Here is a 19,717-nt window from a genome sequence, read left to right as displayed (position 1 = left end):
AATCGGTGCCGTTCGCGCCTTTATGCACGTCGTCGCGCGCGTGGCAGGCGTTGCAGGTGCGCGCGGGGTGCTTGTTGGCATTGCCCGCGCCGTGACAGCCAGCACAAGCCGCCGTGGCATGGCCGCCAACCAGCGGGAAGCCGGTGGTCGAATGGTCAAACGTAACCGCGCTCCAGGCACTGGTCGTATGGCACGAGGCGCAGTTCGTCCCCCGGCTGCCCTTGTGGGCATCGTCGCGCGCGTGGCAACTGATGCAGGTGGCGGGCAGACCCTTCCAGCGCTGGCCGACGTGGCAGGCCATGCAAGCGGCGCTGCGGTGCGCGCCGGTCAGCGCAAAGCGCGTCTTTGCGTGATTGAAGCCCTGAACGCTTTTCCACGCGGTGGTGGTGTGACAGGTCTGGCACGCGCGCCCCAGCTGCCCGCGGTGCGGGTCCTTCCTGGCGTGGCAGCTGGCACAGTCGCGCGCCAGCCCGCGATACTGGTGCGTCGGCCCGTGGCAGGCCGTGCAGGTCACTTTCTGGTGCGCGCCGGTCAGCGCGAATTCGCTGTAGGCGTGATTGAATGTTGCCCGGTTAAACTGGATCAGGCCGAAATTGCGGCCCTTGTGGTCCGAATGGCAGCTCTTGCACTGGCCGGTGCGCGCGGGCGCGAACTTGCCGTGAAAGTGCGAGCCCTGCGCCACGTCCGCCCCGATCCCCTTGTGGCAATCGGTGCAACGCGAATTCTGCGCGGTCTTCTGGAACGAGGTGTGGCAGCTGTCGCACTTGGATTCGAGCCGCGCGTGCACGCTGGAGAGCGGGCCCGGCGTGACTAGCCGTTCCATGATCGACTGCGCCAGCGCCGGAGCGGCAGCCAGCAGCACGATCAACCAGACAAGGCGCAGCGCGCGGCGCATCAGTACATATGCACCGCAACGATGTGCAGGATCGCGGCGGCGACCAGCAGGATGAACAGCGGCAGGTGCAGGAGATGCCACAGCCTGAGCAGCCGGTCGTAAAAGGCGAACTCGGCCGCACGGCGCACGGCCTGGAAGTAATCGCCCAACAGGCCGCGCGCCGCGAGCGACCGGCGATCCGCCCCGGTCAATGCGCCGGACAGGCGACGGCGAGCAATCCGGGTTTCGATCCCCAGCCCCACCACCGCCGCCGCGCTGGTCCAGAACGCGCCCCCCGCTGCGACCGCGCGGTCCTCGAAAGGTTGCACCTCTTCAAGGATAGCCGCGCGCGGGATGCCGCGCACCTCCAGTTGAGCCAGCATTTCGTCCATTTCCGCCTTGAGCGCGCGCAGTTCCAGCTTGCGCCCCGAATAGCCGCGGTGGACCCGAGCATAGAAAAAGCGGCCGACCAGGCCGCTCGTCGCGACGATCAGCATGGCCCCCAGCGCCACCGCACTGTTGAGCGCGCCCCAGCTGAAGCGCGCATGATACAGGATCGCCAGCGGCCCCAGCAGGCCGAGCAACATGTGGAAGCGAAACCAGAAACCGACCGAGCCCGGCGCCCGCGTCGCGGGGCGGGCACGCTTGCGCAGCGGATAGCCCAGCAGCACCAGCATCATCGTGCCGCCGATGATCCCCAACGCATAGCCGAGGCCATGTTCGGGATCGACCGGAACCTCGGCCCGGTGCGACCAGCCCCAGGCGATCGCGGCCACCACCGCAGCAATCACCCCAAGCGAGACGAATCGCTCAACTGACCCGGCGGTTAACCTTGGCTGTTGACGCGCTGCTGGGATTCGCTCTGCATTCGTGGCCATCAAATATTGCAACCCATAACGTTGGTGGTGAACTTCCCCTGCCAAATTGTGATTAGCGTTTGGTTTCAACGTGAGGGAATCAGCGGCCTCGGTTCGTCTTGCAAGACGGGCGATGTGTCGACGATTTGGGATTTTGACAGGTTGGCGTCAGCAACAGGATGGGCGCGGCTGGCAAGGAAATGGAAAAGAACGTGTATCGGGTCGCCCGCAGGTGGCGGGAATGAGGGAAACAGATGATTCAATATTTGCTGACGGGACTGGCCGGGATCGCCATCGGGATCGTGATCATGCGGGTCTGGCAGGCGCGCGAAACCCCGGTTGGGGTTGGTGAGCCCGCTGCGGAGGGCAAGGCTGCTGCCCCGGCAACGGAAGAGTCCAAAGGCGCGCAAGCCATGTCGCCCAGCCGTAAACTTCTCGTCGGGACTGGTCTGCTGGTCTCGATCGCGGCCGCCGTCCTGGCCTTTCGCGGAGACCAGACCAGCGCGCCGACAGGTGCGGCAAGCGCCCTGCCCGGCGGCAACGCGCAGTCGCTCGACGATGTCGATACGATGATCGCGCGCCTCGCCAAGCGGCTCGAGACCGACACCAACGATGGCGAGGGCTTCCGCATGCTCGGCTGGTCCTATGTGATGACCGGCAAGCCCGACAAGGCACTCGCCCCCTTCAAACGCGCGCTTGAGTTGCTACCCGACAATGCGCTGGTGCACTCCGGCTATGGCGAGGCGCTGGTCGGCGTCGCGGGCGGCAAAGTGACGGACGAGGCCAAGACCGAATTCGCCAAGGCGCTGAAGCTCGATCCGAAGGAACCGCGCTCGCGCTATTTCAGCGCGATGTGGCTGGCCCAGCACGGGCAGGAAAAGCAGGCGCTCGACCAGTGGATCGAGCTTGCCAATTCGGGGCCAGCCGATGCGCCCTGGCAAGCCGATGTGCAGCGCCAGATTTCAGACACCGCAAAGAAGCTTGGCATCGACGTGACCGGCCGTCTCAAGGTCGCCGCCCCGGCCGCATCCGCGCTGCCCGTGGGCATCCTGCCACCGCCGGATCCCGCCGCCGCGCAGGCTATCGGCGCTATGCCCAAGGCCGATCAGGAAGCGACGATCAACCAGATGGTCGAAGGGCTTGCCGCCAAGCTCAAGGCCAATCCCAGGAACCCGGATGGCTGGGTCAAGCTCTTGCGTTCGCGCATGGTGCTGGATCAGCGTGATCATGCCGCCAAGGACCTCGTCTCCGCGCGCAAGGCCCTGGCCGACGACCCTGCGGGCCTCGCGCAGGTCAACGCCGTCGCCAAGGAAATCGGAATCCCGGGCGCCTGAGCATGGCCTTCAATCCGCTGCTGATAGTCTACGCATTACCGCTCGGCGCCCTGTGGGCGGGCCGGACCCTGTTTGAAAGGCGGCGTTCGCGCAAGGCTCTGGCCGTCCTCGAAGACAACCGGCAGGCTGGCCTTAACGAGCCCGCATCGCTCCACCCGGTGATCGATCCGGCGCGCTGCCTGGGCTGCGCTGCCTGCGCCCGGGCCTGCCCCGAAAAGAAGGTGCTGGGGATTATCGATGGCAAGGCCGCGCTGATCGAACCGACGCTGTGCGTGGGCCACGGCGCCTGTCAGGCCGCCTGTCCGACCGACGCGATCACGCTGGTCTTCGGCACTGCCACGCGCGGCGTCGACATTCCGGTGCTCTCGCCGGAGTTCGAGACCACTGTGCCGGGCATCTTCATCGCGGGAGAGCTGGGCGGGATGGGTCTGATCAAGAACGCGATCGAGCAGGGGCGCCAGGCAATTGCCTCGGTGGCGCAGCACGCGCGGCGCGTTTCGGGCGGGGCCAACGTGCTTGACGTGGTGATCGTCGGATGTGGTCCGGCCGGGATATCGGCCAGCCTCGGTGCGATGGAACGCAAGCTCTCGTTCGCCACCATCGACCAGTCGAGCCTTGGCGGCACGGTCGCCCACTTCCCGCGCGGCAAGCTGGTGATGACCGCGCCCGCGACCCTCCCCCTGATCGGCGAGGTGCGCTTTGGCGAGATCAGCAAGGAGAACCTGCTAGGCTTCTGGCAGGACGTGCTGCATCGCACGGGGCTGAAGCCGAAGTTCGAGGAACAGGTGACCGCCGTGACCCGGCAGGGCGAACTGTTCGAAGTCACTTCCTCGCGTGGGCGTTACATGACCAAAGCGGTGCTGCTGGCGATCGGTCGCCGCGGCACCCCGCGCCCACTCGGCGTGCCGGGGGAGGAACTGGACAAAGTGGTCTATCGCCTGATCGATCCGGAACAATATGCCGGCCGCCGGGTCCTGGTGGTCGGCGGGGGCGACAGCGCGCTGGAGGCGGCGGGCCGGCTCGCCGTGCAGCCGGGGACCGAAGTCACGCTGTCCTACCGCGGTCAGGCCTATGGCCGGGCGCGCGCCAAGAACCGCGACCGGGTGCGCGAACTGGCCGCGACATGCCGGCTCAAGGAACTGCTCGACAGCGAGGTAACCGCAATCGGGCAGGACAATGTGCAAATAAATTGCGGCGGCGAACTGCGGACGATCCCCAACGACGACGTCATCATATGTGCCGGGGGGCTCCTGCCGACGCAATTTTTGCACGACATGGGGATTTCTGTTGAAACAAAATTTGGTACCGTTTGACTTTGGCAGGCGCCTTAGTATTAGGTCCAACTAATAAAAGGGGGCTTGGGCGGCCTTTGGTCGCCAGCAATTTGCCATGCGACTGTTGCTGATCGACAAAGACCGCGAACAATCGGGATGGTTGGCAGACCGGCTGGCCGGCAATGGCTTTGCCGCGCGGCTGGCGCTGTCGGCGGAACAGGCCGTGGCCAACCGCATGGCCGAAGGGGCGGCGGTGGTGGTGCTCGATCACGGGCTCAGCCCCGGCCCCGCCCACCCGGCCGTGCGCGCACTGCGTCAGAACGGCATCGACCAGCCCCTGATCGTGCTGTCGGCTCGCGATGACTGGCGCGACAAGATCGATTGTCTGGATGCCGGGGCCGACGATTTCCTCCTCAAGCCGGTGCGGTCCGAAGAAATCGCTGCGCGCCTGCGCGCCATCATCCGTCGCTCTGCCGGACAATCGAGCGACCGAATCCAGCTTGGCGGACTGGATCTCGACCTCAAGTCGCGCTGCGCCTGGCTCGATGGCAAATGCCTTAACCTGACGCGCAACGAATTTCGGCTGCTACGCCTGTTCATGCTCTATCCCGAGCGCATCCTTGGTCACAACGACGTGCTCGATCAGCTTAACCCCGGCGGGGCCCGGCCCAGCGCCAATGCGGCGGAGGTCCTGATCGGACGGCTGCGCCGCAAGATCGGACCCGGTCTGATCTCAACGGTGCGCGGCGTCGGTTACCGGTTCGATGCCAGCAACCGGAATGCCGAACCGGTAGACTGCGAACCATGCGCCAAGCTGGATGCTCCGCGCTGCACAAGCTCGTGCAAGTCCGCCTCCTGCAACTGACAGTCAGCTTTCCGCTGCGTCCAGCAGGCGGCCATCGTCGCGCAGGACCACGTAGATAGCCGGGATCACCAGCACGGTCAGCAGCGTCGAGGACGCCAGGCCGAACAGCAGCGAGATCGCCAGCCCCTGAAAGATCGGGTCGGTCAGGATCACCGCCGCACCGATCATCGCCGCCGCCGCCGTCAGCACGATCGGCTTGAAGCGGATCATCCCGGCTTCGAGCAGCGTTTCACGCAGGGACTTGTCGGGACTGCGGGCGTGGCGGATGAAGTCGACCAGCAGGATCGAATTGCGCACGATGATCCCGGCAAGCGCGATGAACCCGATCATCGAGGTCGCGGTGAACGGCGCCTGGAACAGCATATGGCCCAGCACGATGCCAACCAGCGTCAGCGGAATTGGCGTCAGGATCACCAGCGGCAGCTGGAAGCTGCGGAACTGGCCGACCACCAGCACATAGATGCCGAGCAGCGCGACCATGAAAGCCGCGCCCATGTCGCGGAAGGTGACCCAGGTGATTTCCCATTCGCCGTCCCACAGCAGGCTGGGCTTGCTTTCGTCTTCGGGCTGGCCGTTGAGGATCACTTCGGGCTTTTCCATCCCGGCCTTGGCCCAATCGAACTGATCCACCGCATCATCGACCGCGATCATGCCATAGATCGGCGCTTCATAGCGTCCGGCCAGATCGGCCATGACCATCGCCGCCCCGCGCCCGTCGCGGCGGAACATCGCCTGCCCGCCCGGCACGACTTCGGCCTTGACCAGTTCGCCCAGCGCGATCAGCTGCCCGCCGGGCGCCACGGCCACCGGGGTTGCGGCCATCGCCGATGACCAGCTGCGCTGCGCTTGGGCCAGCCCCATTTCGATCGGCAGCGGATCGCGGTCCACCCCCCGCGGAGCATAGCCGACGACCTGATTACCCATCAGCGCACCGATTGAATCAAACAGCTGGCGTTCGGACAGGCCGTATTGATCCAGCTTCGCCCGGTCCGGCACCAGCCGCAGCGTGGGGCGCGGATTGCCGAACGAATTGTCGGTATCGACGATGTAGGGGACCGACTTGAAGATCTTCTCGACCTGATCGGCAGTCTTGCGGCGGGTAGCTTCGTCCGGGCCATAGATTTCGGCCAGCAGGGTTGCCATCACCGGCGGTCCCGGCGGGGTTTCGACCACCTTGATCGAAGCGCCGGCGGGCAGCGGCACGGCCTTTTTCAGCTGTTCGCGCAGGTCCACCGCGATCTCGTGGCTGGATCGCGACCGATCGCCCTTGGGCAGCAGGGTCACCATCAGGTCGCCCTGTTCCGCCTGCGAGCGCAGGAAATAGTGCCGCACCAGCCCGTTGAAGTTGAACGGCGCGGAGGTGCCGGCATAGGCTTCCATCGAAGTTACTTCGGGCACCTTGCGGGCGACGGCAGCGGCCTGTTCCAGCACGCGCGAAGTCATCTCAAGACTGGTGCCTTCGGGCATATCGACCACCAGCTGGACTTCGCTCTTGTTGTCGAAGGGCAGCAGTTTGACCGTCACCGCCTTGAAGTAGAACATCGAGCAGGCCACCAGCGTGGCGACGCCGACGGCGATCAGGAAGCGCTTGGCGCTCTGCTTGGTGGCGATCACCTTGCTGGCATAGTGCTTGTAGAGAGCGCCCAGCTTGCCGCCGTGCTCGTCATGTTCGCCGTGGGCAAGCGCCTGTTTGGCGAGGCGGACCATCAGCCAGGGCGCAATGATCACCGCAACGAAGAACGAGAACACCATCGCCGCGCTCGCGTTGATCGGGATCGGGGCCATGTAGGGCCCCATCAGGCCCGAGACGAACAGCATCGGCAGCAGGGCGGCAACCACAGTCAGCGTCGCGACGATGGTCGGGTTGCCGACTTCGGCCACGGCATCGACCGCGGCATCGATCCGGCCGCGATCATCCTTCATTGCCCAGTGCCGGGCGATGTTCTCGATCATCACGATGGCATCGTCGACCAGAATGCCGATGGAAAAGATCAGCGCGAACAGGCTGACGCGGTTGATGGTGAAGCCCATGATCTTGGACGCGAACATGGTCAGCATGATCGTGGTCGGGATGACGATCGCGGTCACCCCGGCTTCGCGCCAGCCGATGGCAAAGCCGATCAGCACGACGATCGAAATCGTCGCCAGCGCAAGGTGGAAGATCAGTTCGTTGGCCTTCTCGTTCGCGGTCTCGCCATAGTTGCGAGTGACGGCCACTTCGACGCTGTCGGGGATCAGCTTGCCCTTCAGCCCTTCAACCCTGCTGACCACGCTTTCCGAAACGGTCACGGCATTCGCCCCGGCGCGCTTGGCAACCGCGATGGAAACCACCGGGGTCATCGCCCAGGCAGACTTGTCGTCCTTCGCCCAGCGCCAGGCGCGGGCCTGGTCCTCGGTCGCGGCCTGCTCAACCGTGGCGACGTCTTTCAGCAGGATTGGCGCGCCGGTCGCCGAACGGACCGTCAGGTTGCCCAGCTCTTCCGCGCTCTTCAGCGTTTGACCGGCAGTGACGCTGACCGAAAGGCCGCCTTCGCGCACGGTTCCGGCCGGAAAGGCGCGGTTGGCCTGGCTGACCGCCTCGATCACGCTGCCCAATGGCACGCGGTAGGCCGCCAGCCTGGCCGGATCAGGTACCACGCGCAGCGCCATGCGCTGCCCGCCGGTGATGAAGCTGAGGCCAACGTCGTTGACCTTGGCGACTTCGGTGCGCAGCTTGCCCGCCAGCTCATACAGCGCCTGGTCGTTCCACTGCCCCGGCGCGCCGGGCTTGGGCGTCAATGTCAGCACCACGATCGGCACATCGCTGATCCCGCGCACGGTTACCTGCGGCGGGGGAATGCCGACGGGTATGCGGTCGATGTTGGCGTTGATCTTCTCGTCAATGCGGGTCGCGGCGTCTTCCGGGTTGGAGCCGACAAGGAAGCGCGCGGTCACCAGCACGCCGTTGTCCTGCGCCTGGGTATAGACGTGCTCCACGCCGTCGACGCTCTTGACGATGGTCTCCAGCGGCTTGCCCACCAGCTCGACCGCCTCGGGCGAGGACAGCCCCGGCGCGGCGACGCGGATGTCGACCATCGGCACCGAGATCTGCGGCTCTTCCTCGCGCGGGATCGTGATTGTCGAAATCAGCCCGACGATCACCGCCGCCAGCAGGAACAGCGGGGTCAGCGGCGACTGGATCGAGGCGCGGGTCAGCTTGCCCGAAATGCCAAGGTTCATTTGCCGTTCTTTCCGACCAGCGTGTCACCCGCGCTGACGCCCGACAGCAGTTCGACCTTGCCGGCTTCGCTGGACGGCGCGGTCTGCACCGGCACTTCGGTCGCGCTGCCGTCCTTGGCGAGGACAGTGACATAGTCGATGCCGAAGCGGCTGGTGACAAAGCCCTGCGGCACCAGCAGCGCCTTGCGCGTGCCGGTTTCGACCTTGGCGGCCATGCGGCGGCCAATCAGGCTGTTGTCGATCCCCGAAAGTTCGACATCGGCGGTCACCTGCCCGGCAACGACCGAAGGATAGACTTTCAGAACCCGGCCTTCACGCAGCCCACCGCCGGGCAAGGTCACGCTCACGCGCGAACCGGCGTGGACTTGCAGCGCCACCGATTCCGGCATCGCAAGTCGCAGGATCGTGGGCCCCGCCGTGATGGTGGCAATTACCATGCCTGGGGCGACCGGCGCACGGGCCGGCACGTCCGCGCGCAGCACGCGGCCACTTGTCGGCGCGACTACCGCGCCCTGCCCCGCAACGGCACCGACCGCCGATTGCTGCGCCTGGGCAGCGCGGACATAGGCCTGTGCGGTTGCCAGCGAGGCCTCGGCTTGTTCGAGCCGGGCCTTGGCGTAAACGCCGTTTTCATAGAGGTAGCGCACCCGCGCCAGTTCGGCTTCGGCCTGCTTCACCTGCGCCTGCGCGGCGGCGGCCTGCGCACCATAGGCACCGGCCTGATAGCCAAGCTGGTTGTCGACGATCCGCCCGATCACCTGCCCCTTGCCGACCATGTCGCCTTCGCGGACCAAGATCGTGGTCAGGATGCCCGGGATCCGCGCGATGACCTGGGCCTGGTCGACGGTCGCGATTTCGGCACTGACGTCCTGCCACTGGGCCGTGTCCGCCAGCTGCAAGGTCAGGCGCGTACCAGCAGGCGCAGTGGCCTGCGGTGACGACTGCTCGTCGGAGCCGCACCCCGCAAGAGGTATCGCCAGAAGCGCCAGTGCCAGCAGAGGTGCCTTCATTGCCCCAATTCCCATGTTTCCGACTCGATAGGACAGCCAGCGGGCGGCTGCATTGACATATTTCATATTCTCTATTGCTTATATTCGCAAGCCCGTATATTAGTCAACTTCGATATAGACGCAGTGAGTCGCTCCTTCGGGTCGCATCGAGGGATTGCAGGCTGGAAGAGAGGAACAGGAATCATGGCACTGCCGGTAATCGTAGTACTTGGTGCAGGCCTTGGCGGCACGATCGCGGCGTATGAGATCCGCGACGCCGTAAAAGGCAAGGCCGATGTCATGGTCGTAAACGACAGCGAGGATTACTGGTTCGTGCCCTCGAACCCCTGGGTCGCGGTGCGCTGGCGCGAGCCGGACGCGATCAAGGTCCACCTCCCCCCGGTCATGGCCAAGAAGGGCATCGGCTTTACCTCGGTCGGCGCCAAGCGCGTCCACCCGGGCGAAAACCGCATCGAACTGAACGACGGCACTTCGGTTGCCTATGACTACCTCGTCATCGCCACCGGGCCGGACCTCGCCTTTGACGAGGTCGAAGGGCTGGGCCCGCAGGGATTTACCCAATCCGTCTGCAAGACCGACCACGCCGCCCACGCCGCCGACATGTTCGAAGAGCTGGCCGCCAATCCCCGCCCGGTAGTGATCGGCGCGGCGCAGGGCGCATCGTGCTATGGCCCGGCCTACGAGTTCGCGATGATCGTCGATACCGAACTTCGCCGCCGCAAGATCCGCGACAAGGTGGCGATGACCTTCGTCACAGCCGAACCGTATATCGGCCACCTTGGGCTCGATGGCGTGGGCGATACCAAGGGCCTGCTCGAAAGCGAAATGCGCAATCGCCACATCAAGTGGATCACCAATTCCAAGATCAGCAAGGTCGAGGACGGGATGATGCACGTCGAGGAAGTGAACGAGGACGGTTCGACCAAGGCGAAGCACGACCTGCCGTTCGGCTTTTCGATGATCCTGCCCGCCTTCCGCGGCGTCCCGGCCGTGTTCGGGATCGAGGGGCTGACCAATCCGCGCGGGTTCATCCTGGCCGACAAGCACCAGCGCAACCCGACCTTCAAGAACGTCTATTCGCTGGGCGTGTGCGTTGCGATCCCGCCGGTCGGGCCGACACCGGTGCCGGTGGGCGTACCCAAGACCGGGTTCATGATCGAATCCATGGTCACCGCGATTGCCGCCAACCTCAAGGCCGAACTCAATGGCAAGGAGCCGAGCGAGGAAGCCACCTGGAACGCGGTCTGCCTGGCCGACTTCGGCGATGGCGGGGTGGCCTTCGTCGCCCAGCCGCAGATCCCGCCGCGCAACCTCAACTGGTCGAGCGACGGCAAGTGGGTCCATCTCGCCAAGGTCGGGTTCGAGAAGTATTTCCTCCACAAGGTCCGGCGCGGTACCAGCGAACCGTTCTATGAAAAGCTTGCTCTGCACGCGCTGGGCATCCGCAAGCTGCGCTTCAAGTAAACGAAAGGAAGAGACCAATGACGCTCGATTCCGCCGTTTTCCGCTTTGCCGGGGTGGTCGTTCTGGCCAGCCTGGCGCTGGCCCACTGGGTTCACCCGGCCTGGCTGTACCTGACCGCCTTTGCCGGGCTCAACATGCTGCAGGCCAGCTTTACCGGCTGGTGCCCGGCGGCAATGATCTTCAAGAAGCTGGGCGTCCAGCCGGGCAAATCGTTCGACTGAAAGTCCTTGCCGATGCGCCGTTTCGCAACCAGCCTGCTGGCTACCGCCGCGATCTTTGCGGCCCCTTGCGCACTGGCGCAGGATCTGCCGACGGCGATTGCCGACGCGCTTGAGCACGCCCCCGCGCTGGATGCCGCCGCCGCGGGCGAAGATGCGGCCAAGGCCCGGCTAGATCGCGCCAAGGCAGAGCGAATGCCGATGCTGACGCTCGAGGGTTCGGCCGGACAGGGCCGGATCGATCCCGGCGGGTTCTTCGGACTGACCGCTGCCAACACCACCCCTGTCGCGGTGCAGGCGACGGCGCAGATGCCGCTGTGGGCGGGCGGACGCACCGGCGCGGCGATCGATCAGGCCAAGGGCGGCGTCGGCGTCGCCCGCTACCAGGCCGAGCAGGCCCGGCTCGAAACCGTGGTGGGCGCGGTTGCCGCCTATGGCGAAGTGCTGACCTCGCGCCAGATCGAGAACCGCTTCGAGCGCACCGTAACCGCGCTTGCCGAGGTCGAACGCCACGCCGAACTGCGTTTCAAGACCGGCGAAATCCCGATGTCGGACCTTGCGCTGGCCCGCGCGCGCAAGGCCGAGGCCGAGGCCGGCCTCGCCCAGGCCCACGGCCGCCGCGTTTCGGCCGAGGCCCGCTATGCCCGCCTGACCGGCAAGGCACCGGGCGACCTTTCCCCGCTGCCCCCGCCGCCGCCCGTTCCCGCCACCCTTGACGAGGCGCTCGACCGTGCGCGGGCCACAAACCCGATGCTGGCCCAGGCGCGCGAGGCGACCGGCATCGCCAAGGCTGCCGCACGCGGCGCGCGCGCCGAAGGCATGCCGACGATCGGGCTCTATTCCGAAGCCGCGCATGTGCGCGATCAGTTCTTTCCCGGCTACAAGGCAGACTCCTTGGCAGTGGGCGTGCGCGGGCGCTGGACGCTGTTCGCGGGCGGACGCGTCGCCTCCGAAACCCGCGCCGCCGATGCCGGTGTCGCTGCGGCCGAGGCCAACGAACGTGCCGCCGATCAGGCGCTCGAAGGCGCGGTGATCGACGCTTGGCAGGGTTACCAGACCGCGACGCAAGTGGCCGAAGCCGCCAGTCTGCGCGCGCTGGCAGCGGAAGAGACGCTGCGCTCGACCCGGCTCGAAGCCCAGGTCGGGGCCAAGCCGATGCTCGCCATGCTCGATGCCGAACGCGAGGCCGCCCAGGCCGAAGCCGCGCGGATCGAGGCCGAGAGCCAGCGGCTCGTCGCCGCCTGGACGCTCAACGCGCTGACCGGCAATATCGCGCCATAAGCGGCGTTTACCCGCTCAATCCGGGATCAGGACAACCTTGGTGCATTCCCCGCGCGCCTGCGCGGCGATGGCTTCGTTGATCTGCGACATCGGGAAGGTCGTCACCAGCTTTTCGAAGGGAAAGTGGCCCTCACGGTTATGGCGGATCAGTTCGGGGATGAATTCCGCCGGATCGCTGTCGCCTTCCATGATCCCGATCACGCGCTGGCCATAGGTGATCGCGCCGGCAACGTTGATGCTGATCGCATCCTCCGCGCGCGGCGGCACGCCGACCATGCCCAGCATCCCGCGCGGCGCAAGCGCGGCCAGTGCACCTTCGATCGCATCGACCCGGCCCGAGGTGTCGAAGGCAAAATCGCTGCCGCCGGGCAGGATCGCCCGGATCGCCTCGGTGAGGTTGCCCGCAAGCGGGTCGATCACGTGGGTTGCGCCGAATTCGCGGCCCAGTTCGCGGCGCGCGGCGATCGGTTCGACCAGCACGATGGTAGAGCAGCCCTGGATAGCGCCGCCCATCACGGCTGCCATGCCGACCGGACCGCCCCCGATGACGACGAGGCTGGAGCCCGCCGGACAGGCCATCGAGCGCATCACCCCGCCCGCGCCGGTTTGCAGCCCGCAGCCAAGCGGCCCGAGCAGTTCGAGCGGCACGGCCGGATTTTCCACCTTCACCACGTTGCCCGCGCGCACCACGGCATGCGCCGCGAACGACGACTGGCCGAAGAAGTGCGAGGAAACCGGCTCTTCCCCGGCGCTATAGGCCTTCGATCCGTCTTCCAGGCGCATCCCGGCATAGTTGAGCGGCGGAAAGTTCACGCAGTAACTGGGCAGGTGTTCGGCGCAGCGCGGGCAGGCCCCGCAGCTGGAAAAGCCCAGCACCACCTGGTCGCCCACGGCAAGGCCGGTCACGCCCTCGCCCAGCGCCTCGACCGTGCCCGCGCCTTCGTGGCCCAGCACGGCCGGCAGCGGATAGGGGGCGAACTGATCGCGGAAGATCAGGTCAGTGTGGCACAGGCCGACACCCGCGATCTTGACCAGCACCTCGCCCGCCTTGGGGCCGTTGACGGTCAGCGTTTCGATCGTGAAATCGCCGCCCGGCTGGCGGGCGACGGCGGCCTTGGTCTGCATGGTGTACCTTTCAGTGAAGATTTGACCGGCGCCAGTCGCTTGGCGTCTGGCCAGTAAAGCCGCGGAAGGCCCGCGTGAAGTGGCTCTGGCTGGCAAAGCCGAGGCAATCGGCAACCTGCGAGATCGACAGCTCGGTGCCGCCCAGCATCTGCTGCGCGCGTTCCAGCCGCGCCTTCATCACGTACTGGTGCGGCGAGAGGCCCGTGGCGCGCTTGAACACACGGCAGAAGTGCGACGGGGTCAGGCCGGCCTGGGCCGCCATCGCCTCGACCGAATGCTCGGCTTCGGGATGTTGCAGCACACCGTTCATCACGTGGTGGATGCGGTAGGCGGAAAAGTCGGAAGTCGGAAAACTGGGCTCGACCGGCTGCATCGGTCCGCGCAGCATATGGGCGCGCAAGGCATCGACCAGGGTCGAGACATAAACGTCGCGCTCGGCGGATTCGGGCTGGTAAAGCTCTGACAGGACCTGCCGGGTCAGCGCCACGCCCAGCGGGTCGGAAAAGGCAAAGCGCATCTGCTCGAACTGTTCGAGGCCCCGGCGCGGCCCCTGCCGGTCGGTCGCGATCGACAGCGTGACGACATCGAGCTCCCCATCGACCAGCCACGAGGTCGGCTGGCCCGCCGGCACGATGGTGGCAAGGCCCGGGATCGAATCCCGCTCGCTCCAGCAATCGCGCTGCCAGGTCTTGATGTTGCGCTTGCCGGAAATGTGCACGACGAACAGCGGATCGGGCAGGCTGGTCAGCGAATAGGTGCCGACGAACTGCCGCCAGCGCGACAGCCGCCAGCCGTTGGCCGACCCGCCGATCTCGATATCGGCGGCCCTTCCCAAGCTGTCGGCAATGATCTGTTCGTTGCTCCAGGTCTCGGCCATTGTCCGCCGCCTCCATCGTCCCGCGCGCGTTTGATCACGCGTGCGGGTTCACTGTCAAACGATCAGAACGCGATCCGCACCGATCCGCCAAAGGTGCGCGGCGTGGACGGCACGAGGTAGTTGTACGGGAAGCCCGCACCGCGCAGGTCCAGCCCATAGACATAGGTCTTCTCGTTGAAGAGGTTGTTGACGAAGGCGCGGAAGGTGAACGGCCCGGTTTCGAACGAGGCGGTCACGTTGACCTTGGCATAGCCGCCCTGTTGCAGTTCCGAGTTGACCTGCGGCGAACCCACGGCGTTGACCGTGTTGAACGGCGAGAAGAACTGCTTGGAGAAGTACGAGACGCTGGGCGAAAGCTTCAGCTTGCCGGTGTCGTTATCCAGCAAAGTCAGGTCCAGCCCGCCCTGCAACGTCAGTTCCGGCGCGAAGGGCAACGAGTTGCCGTCGAGCGCCGTGCCCTGCAGGGTCAGCTTCTTGTAGCGCGCATGGAGATAGCCCGCCGCGAAGTTAACGCTGACCATCGGCGAAAGCTTCGCCGATGCTTCCAGTTCCGCGCCATAGACTTCGGACTTGGGCGCATTGACCAGGAACGAGACCGGCCCGGCGCGCGTATCCTGCACCTGCTGGTTCTTGTAGTCGTAATAGAACGCGGCGCCCGACAGGGTCAGCATCCCCAGGAACCGGCCCTTGAACCCGGCTTCGTAGGCGTTGACCTGTTCCGGATCGATATAGGTGATCCCGGCCGAAGAGGTATAGCCGCCGACGTTGAACGCGCCCGCGCGGTAACCACGGTTGTAGCTGGCGTAAAGCAGCGTGCCGCCGTCGGTCTTGTACGACAGCGCGACGCGCCCCGTCAGCGCGTTGTTCTTGCCCTTGATCGCATAGCGCAGGGTCGGGTCATAAGCGCAGGTACCCGCCGGGGTGGCGCAGGGAACCGTGCTGGCCAGCGGCACCATCGGATCGCCAACGCCGGCCATGAACAGGTAGGCATAGCCGTCGCGGTATTCGCTGCGGTCCCAGGTATAGCGCGCGCCCAGCGTCAGGGTCAGCTGGTCGGTCAGCTTGAAATCGCCCTGCGCGAACAGCGCGGTCGACTTGCGCAGCTGGTCATAGTGCTGGAAGAACCCGCCATCGACGCCCGGTGCGATGATGCTGCCGACGTTGAAGCGGTTGTCGGTGACGACCTTGTCCCAGCCGTAGAAGAACCCGCCGACCAGGTCGATCTTGTCCGAGCTGTAGTTGATCCGGGCTTCCTCGCTGAATTGGTTGTACTTCGACAGCCAGGTAATATCGAGAATGTCGATCGGCGAGCCGTCGGCGGCCTGCTGCAGGTTCTGCTTGCCGCCATCGCGCGAGGTGATCGAGGTCAGCGTGACCTTGTCCGACAGTTCATAGGAAATGTTGGCCGAAACGCCCCAGGCCTCGGTCTTGTTGGTGCCCATGCGATTTTCGTTGGTCTCGAAGAAGCCGAGGCCGGTGCGGAACGGGGCGAAGCCGTGAACCGCCGCCTGGGTGCCGCGATCGCGCCCGCCATAGGCCTTGAGCTTGATGTCGAGCGGGCCATTGCCGGGCCGGATACGTAGCGTGGCGCGGCCTTGCAGAGTGTCCTGCGAATAGGCGTCCTGCCCGCCGGGATAGACGTTCTTGACCTGTCCGTCGCCATTGGCCCAGTTGCCCGCAATGCGCAGGCCGACTGCATCCTCGATCAGGGTCGCTTCGGCGGCGCCCTGCGCGGTGAAGGTGTTGAAGTTGCCATAGCCGGCTTCGAAATAGCCATTGGCGCCCGACAAGGAAGGGCCGCGCGTGATGAAGTTGATCGCCCCGCCGGTGGTGTTGCGGCCGAACAGCGTGCCCTGCGGCCCGCGCAGCACCTCGACGCGGTCGAGATCGAACAGGCCCATGCCGTGGGCCGTGCGGTTGGCAAGGTAGACGTCGTCGATATAGACGCCGACCGGCGAGGCCTGGTTCGAATTGTATTCGTTCGCCACGCTGATCCCGCGCAGGCTGAAGTTCGGCTGGGTCTGCCCATAGGGGCTGGAAATCTGCAGGTTGGGCACGGCCGACTGGAGGCTCGCCGAATTGGTGATGCCCTTGGTCGCGAGGCTGTCGCCGCCCAGCGCCGAAATCGCGATCGGCACTTCGAGGATCGACTGTTCGCGGCGCTGTGCGGTTACCACGATCGCGGAGTCATCGCTCGCCGCCTCGTCCTGGGCATGGGCGATGGTGGGCAGGCTCGTACCAGCCATAAGCAGGCTGGCGATCAGAATCTTACGCATGTTTCCGGGTCCTCTCTCCCTGGCGTGCCGTTACGGCTATTTCGCATCCGGGCTCATAGCCGGGCTTGGCGCAAAGGGCGTTGCACCCACTTGCTGCGAGTTTTGACAAATCTTGCCGCTTGACCTTGGCTGCGCTCTGCTGTGCTAGGGCCTGCACCCTAGAGTCGGGAAAGACTCGCAGCGGAGAGAGAGAAATGGCGGATTCATCCCAGTACAAGATGCTGATCGGCGGCCAGCTGGTCGGCGCGAGCGAGCAGTTCGACGTGGTCAACCCGGCGACCGAACAGGTCATTGCCAGCGTTCCCGATGCGAGCCAGGCCGATCTCGACGCCGCCATCGCCGCCGCGCGCGCGGCCTTTCCGGCCTGGTCGGCCAAGACCATGGACGAGCGCCGCGCGGTGCTGAACGCGATGTCGGACGTGATCCTGGCCAATATCGATGAATTGAAGCGCCTGCTGACCAGCGAACAGGGCAAACCCCACCACGAGGCCGAAGGCGAAGTGATCGGCGCGGGCTATTGGCTCAAGGGCGCGGCCAGCCTCGACCTGCCGCGCGACGTGGTCGAAGACAGCGAAGAGCGCCGGGTCGAAACCCGCCGCGTGCCGCTGGGCGTGGTCGGCGCGATCGCACCGTGGAACTTCCCGCTGATCCTGGCGATGTTCAAGATCGGCCCGGGCCTGCTGGCGGGCAACACTATGGTGCTGAAGCCCTCGCCCTTCACGCCGCTTTCCACCCTGCGCGTGGCCGAACTGATCAAGGACGTGGTGCCCGCCGGCGTGCTGAACGTGATCACCGGCAGCGACCGGCTCGGCCCGTGGCTGACCGCGCACCAGGGGATCGACAAGATCAGCTTCACCGGCTCCACCGCCACCGGCAAGCGCGTGATGGAAAGCGCCTCGGCCGGGCTCAAGCGGATCACGCTGGAGCTGGGCGGGAACGATCCGGCGATCGTCATGCCCGATGTCGACGTGGCCGAAATCGCCCCCAAGCTGTTCTGGGCGGCCTTCAACAACAACGGCCAGATCTGCATCGCGACCAAGCGGATGTACATCCACAAGGACGTTTACGAGCCGCTGCGCGATGCCATCGTCGAATATGCCAAGACCGTGAAGGTCGGCGACGGCAGCGAACAGGGCACCCAGATCGGCCCGATCAACAACCGCCCGCAGTACGAACGCGTCAAGGCGCTGATCGCGGATTCGAAGGAACAGGGCCACAACATCCTGCTTGGCGGCGATGCGATCGAGGGGCCGGGCTATTTCATCCCGGTCACGATAATCGACAATCCGCCCGAAACCAGCCGCATCGTGCAGGAAGAGCAGTTCGGCCCGGTGCTGCCGCTCTTGAAGTTCGATGACGTGGAAGACGCCATCGCCCGCGCCAATGCCAGCGAATACGGTCTTGGCGGTTCGGTCTGGGGCGCGGATACCGACCGCGCGCTGTCGATTGCCGAGCGCGTCGCCAGCGGCACGGTGTGGGTCAACGAAACCCAGTACCTCAGCCCCGTTGCCGCCTTTGGCGGCCGCCGCCAGTCGGGCATCGGGGTCGAAGGCGGGCGCGAGGGCCTGATGGAATATACCGCCGCCCAGACCATCTCGGTCAAGAAGGGCTGACAATTCGGCACAGCGGGTGGGCAATTGGCCCAAAATTGCTCACCCGCTTGCCAAACCCTGCGCTGGGCTTGCTTGAATCGACCTAGGGTGCGCAACCTAGACCCAATTCCCGGAAAAACCGGGCTTGGGAGCAGGCCATGACTGATACGTTGACCCACAAAAAGATCCCGGCCGAACTGGTCGCGCCGATCTTCAACCCCGCCTCCTACGCGCACCGCGAGGATGTGGAGGCGTTGTTCACCCGGCTGCGCCGCGATTATCCGCTGAACCAGGTCGAAGTGCCGGGCTATGATCCGCACTGGATCGTCACCAAGATGGCGGACCTGCGCGAAATCGCGCGCCAGGACGATATTTTCCACTCGGGCGACCGCTCCAAGACGCTGATCAGCCAGGCTGGCGAAGCGCTGGTGCGCGAATATACCGGCGGCCAGTCGAACGTGTTCCGCAGCCTGGTCCAGCTCGATCCGCCCGAGCACAAGAAGTACCGCGACGTTGCCGCCCCGGCGCTTACCCTGGACGCGGTCAATCAGCTCAAGCCGATGGTCGCCAAGATCGCCGAGGCCTATGCCGACCAGCTCGCCGCCAAGGCGCCCGAGTGCGACTTTACCGACATCTCGTTTTACTACCCGCTCAAGGTCGTGCTCGACATCATCGGAGTGCCGGAAGAAGACCACCCCAAGATGCTGGAACTGACCCAGTGGCTGTTCACCTATGCCGATCCGGACCTCAAGCGTCCCGGCTCCGACGTGACCGACCCGGCCGAGATCACCAAGACCTGGTCCATCGTGTTCGAGGAGTTCGAGAAATATTACACCCCGGTCATCGCCGACCGGCAGCGCTGCCCGCGCCATGACCTCGCCTCGGTGATCGCCAACGGCAAGATCGACGGCGGCCCGCTGGAACACCGCGCGCTGATCAGCTACTTCGTGATCGCCTCCACCGCCGGGCATGACACCACGGCGGCGGCCACCGGCACGGGGATGTGGGCGCTGGCCAACAATCCCGGCCTGCTCGATGAACTGAAGGCCGATCCCTCGCTGATCGCGGGCTTTGTCGAGGAAACGATCCGCTGGGCAACTCCGGTGCAGCAGTTCGTCCGCTCGGCCACGCGGGATTACGAGATCAAGGGCCGGACCATCAAGAAGGGCGACCTGGTCTACCTCTCCTATCTCTCGGCCAACCGCGACGAGGACGCCTTCCCCGATCCCTTCAAGTTCGACATCCACCGCAGCCCCAACCGCCATGTCGGCTTCGGGTTCGGCGGGCATATCTGCCTTGGCATCCACCTCGCGCGGATGGAGATCAACGCGCTGTGGAACACGCTGATCCCGCGCCTGAAGAAGGTCGAGGCGGCAGGCGAAATGCGCATGGCGGAAAGCGAATTCGTCTGCGGGCCGAAGGCCGTGCCGATCCGCTTCGAAATGGACTGA

14 protein-coding genes and 1 pseudogene are annotated in these 19,717 nt (G+C 65.6%); 8 read left to right on the top strand and 7 right to left on the bottom strand.

The annotated features are described in order from the left end of the window. Both ACE3SN_RS03810 and ACE3SN_RS03805 read right to left on the bottom strand, forming a co-directional pair. Positions 1–895, bottom strand: a pseudogene (locus ACE3SN_RS03810) (cytochrome C); the annotation flags it as partial. Further along, on the bottom strand, positions 895–1,650 hold the full coding sequence (locus ACE3SN_RS03805; protein WP_374527625.1) for a hypothetical protein: 756 nt from the start codon (positions 1,648–1,650) through the stop codon (positions 895–897). The pseudogene ACE3SN_RS03810 and the gene ACE3SN_RS03805, both read right to left, overlap by 1 nt. A 335-nt stretch (positions 1,651–1,985) precedes the next feature. Here ACE3SN_RS03805 and ACE3SN_RS03800 point away from each other — a divergent pair, with 335 nt between their 5' ends. From ACE3SN_RS03800 to ACE3SN_RS03790, 3 genes are all read left to right on the top strand, one after another. Further along, complete coding sequence (locus tag ACE3SN_RS03800; RefSeq protein WP_374527623.1) at positions 1,986–3,065, top strand: hypothetical protein; 1,080 nt, start codon at positions 1,986–1,988, stop codon at positions 3,063–3,065. Positions 3,066–3,067: 2 nt separating this feature from the next. Then, positions 3,068–4,378: an NAD(P)-binding domain-containing protein gene (locus ACE3SN_RS03795; RefSeq protein ID WP_374527621.1), complete on the top strand. Its 1,311-nt coding sequence runs from the start codon at positions 3,068–3,070 to the stop codon at positions 4,376–4,378. 85 nt (positions 4,379–4,463) lie between these two features. Continuing rightward, entirely contained in the window at positions 4,464–5,204 is a 741-nt protein-coding gene (locus ACE3SN_RS03790) for a winged helix-turn-helix domain-containing protein (protein WP_374527620.1), read from the top strand. A gap of 3 nt (positions 5,205–5,207) precedes the next feature. Here ACE3SN_RS03790 and ACE3SN_RS03785 read toward each other — a convergent pair whose 3' ends face one another. Together ACE3SN_RS03785 and ACE3SN_RS03780 are read right to left on the bottom strand one after the other, a co-directional pair. Further along, a complete protein-coding gene (locus ACE3SN_RS03785; protein ID WP_374527618.1) occupies positions 5,208–8,423 on the bottom strand; it encodes an efflux RND transporter permease subunit in 3,216 nt (1,071 codons plus the stop codon). Next, complete coding sequence (locus tag ACE3SN_RS03780; RefSeq protein WP_374527616.1) at positions 8,420–9,433, bottom strand: efflux RND transporter periplasmic adaptor subunit; 1,014 nt, start codon at positions 9,431–9,433, stop codon at positions 8,420–8,422. Before ACE3SN_RS03780 ends, ACE3SN_RS03785 begins: the two co-directional genes overlap by 4 nt. A gap of 183 nt (positions 9,434–9,616) precedes the next feature. On the opposite strand from ACE3SN_RS03780, the gene ACE3SN_RS03775 reads away from it, so the two are divergent. Genes ACE3SN_RS03775 through ACE3SN_RS03765 form a run of 3 tightly spaced genes read left to right on the top strand, consistent with a single transcriptional unit; the run spans position 9,617 to position 12,396 of the window. Further along, positions 9,617–10,897, top strand: coding sequence for an NAD(P)/FAD-dependent oxidoreductase (locus ACE3SN_RS03775; RefSeq protein WP_374527614.1), 1,281 nt, complete (start codon positions 9,617–9,619; stop codon positions 10,895–10,897). A 17-nt stretch (positions 10,898–10,914) separates the two neighbouring features. Further along, on the top strand, positions 10,915–11,118 hold the full coding sequence (locus ACE3SN_RS03770) for a DUF2892 domain-containing protein (protein ID WP_374527612.1): 204 nt from the start codon (positions 10,915–10,917) through the stop codon (positions 11,116–11,118). Between the two features lie 12 nt (positions 11,119–11,130). After that, positions 11,131–12,396 (top strand): TolC family protein, encoded by a 1,266-nt coding sequence (locus tag ACE3SN_RS03765; RefSeq protein ID WP_374527610.1) that lies wholly within the window; start codon positions 11,131–11,133, stop codon positions 12,394–12,396. A gap of 15 nt (positions 12,397–12,411) precedes the next feature. On the opposite strand, the gene ACE3SN_RS03760 is transcribed toward ACE3SN_RS03765, so the two are convergent. The 3 genes from ACE3SN_RS03760 to ACE3SN_RS03750 form a co-directional block, all read right to left on the bottom strand. Continuing rightward, positions 12,412–13,521: an NAD(P)-dependent alcohol dehydrogenase gene (locus tag ACE3SN_RS03760; RefSeq protein ID WP_374527608.1), complete on the bottom strand. Its 1,110-nt coding sequence runs from the start codon at positions 13,519–13,521 to the stop codon at positions 12,412–12,414. A 10-nt stretch (positions 13,522–13,531) separates the two neighbouring features. After that, positions 13,532–14,398, bottom strand: coding sequence for a helix-turn-helix domain-containing protein (locus ACE3SN_RS03755; protein WP_374527606.1), 867 nt, complete (start codon positions 14,396–14,398; stop codon positions 13,532–13,534). Between the two features lie 62 nt (positions 14,399–14,460). After that, the gene (locus ACE3SN_RS03750) at positions 14,461–16,674 is read right to left on the bottom strand and encodes a TonB-dependent receptor (RefSeq protein ID WP_374527604.1); all 2,214 of its coding nucleotides are present in this window, start codon (positions 16,672–16,674) and stop codon (positions 14,461–14,463) included. Between the two features lie 194 nt (positions 16,675–16,868). Between ACE3SN_RS03750 and ACE3SN_RS03745 the strand changes: the two genes are divergently transcribed. Next, positions 16,869–18,287, top strand: coding sequence for an aldehyde dehydrogenase family protein (locus tag ACE3SN_RS03745; RefSeq protein ID WP_374527602.1), 1,419 nt, complete (start codon positions 16,869–16,871; stop codon positions 18,285–18,287). 137 nt (positions 18,288–18,424) lie between these two features. Continuing rightward, positions 18,425–19,717, top strand: a complete 1,293-nt coding sequence (locus ACE3SN_RS03740) for a cytochrome P450 (protein ID WP_374527600.1) — start codon at positions 18,425–18,427, stop codon at positions 19,715–19,717.

It is taken from the genome of Novosphingobium sp., from assembly GCF_041915465.1.
Classification (GTDB): Bacteria; Pseudomonadota; Alphaproteobacteria; order Sphingomonadales; family Sphingomonadaceae; genus Novosphingobium.
This window is presented reverse-complemented; position numbering and strand designations above follow the sequence as displayed.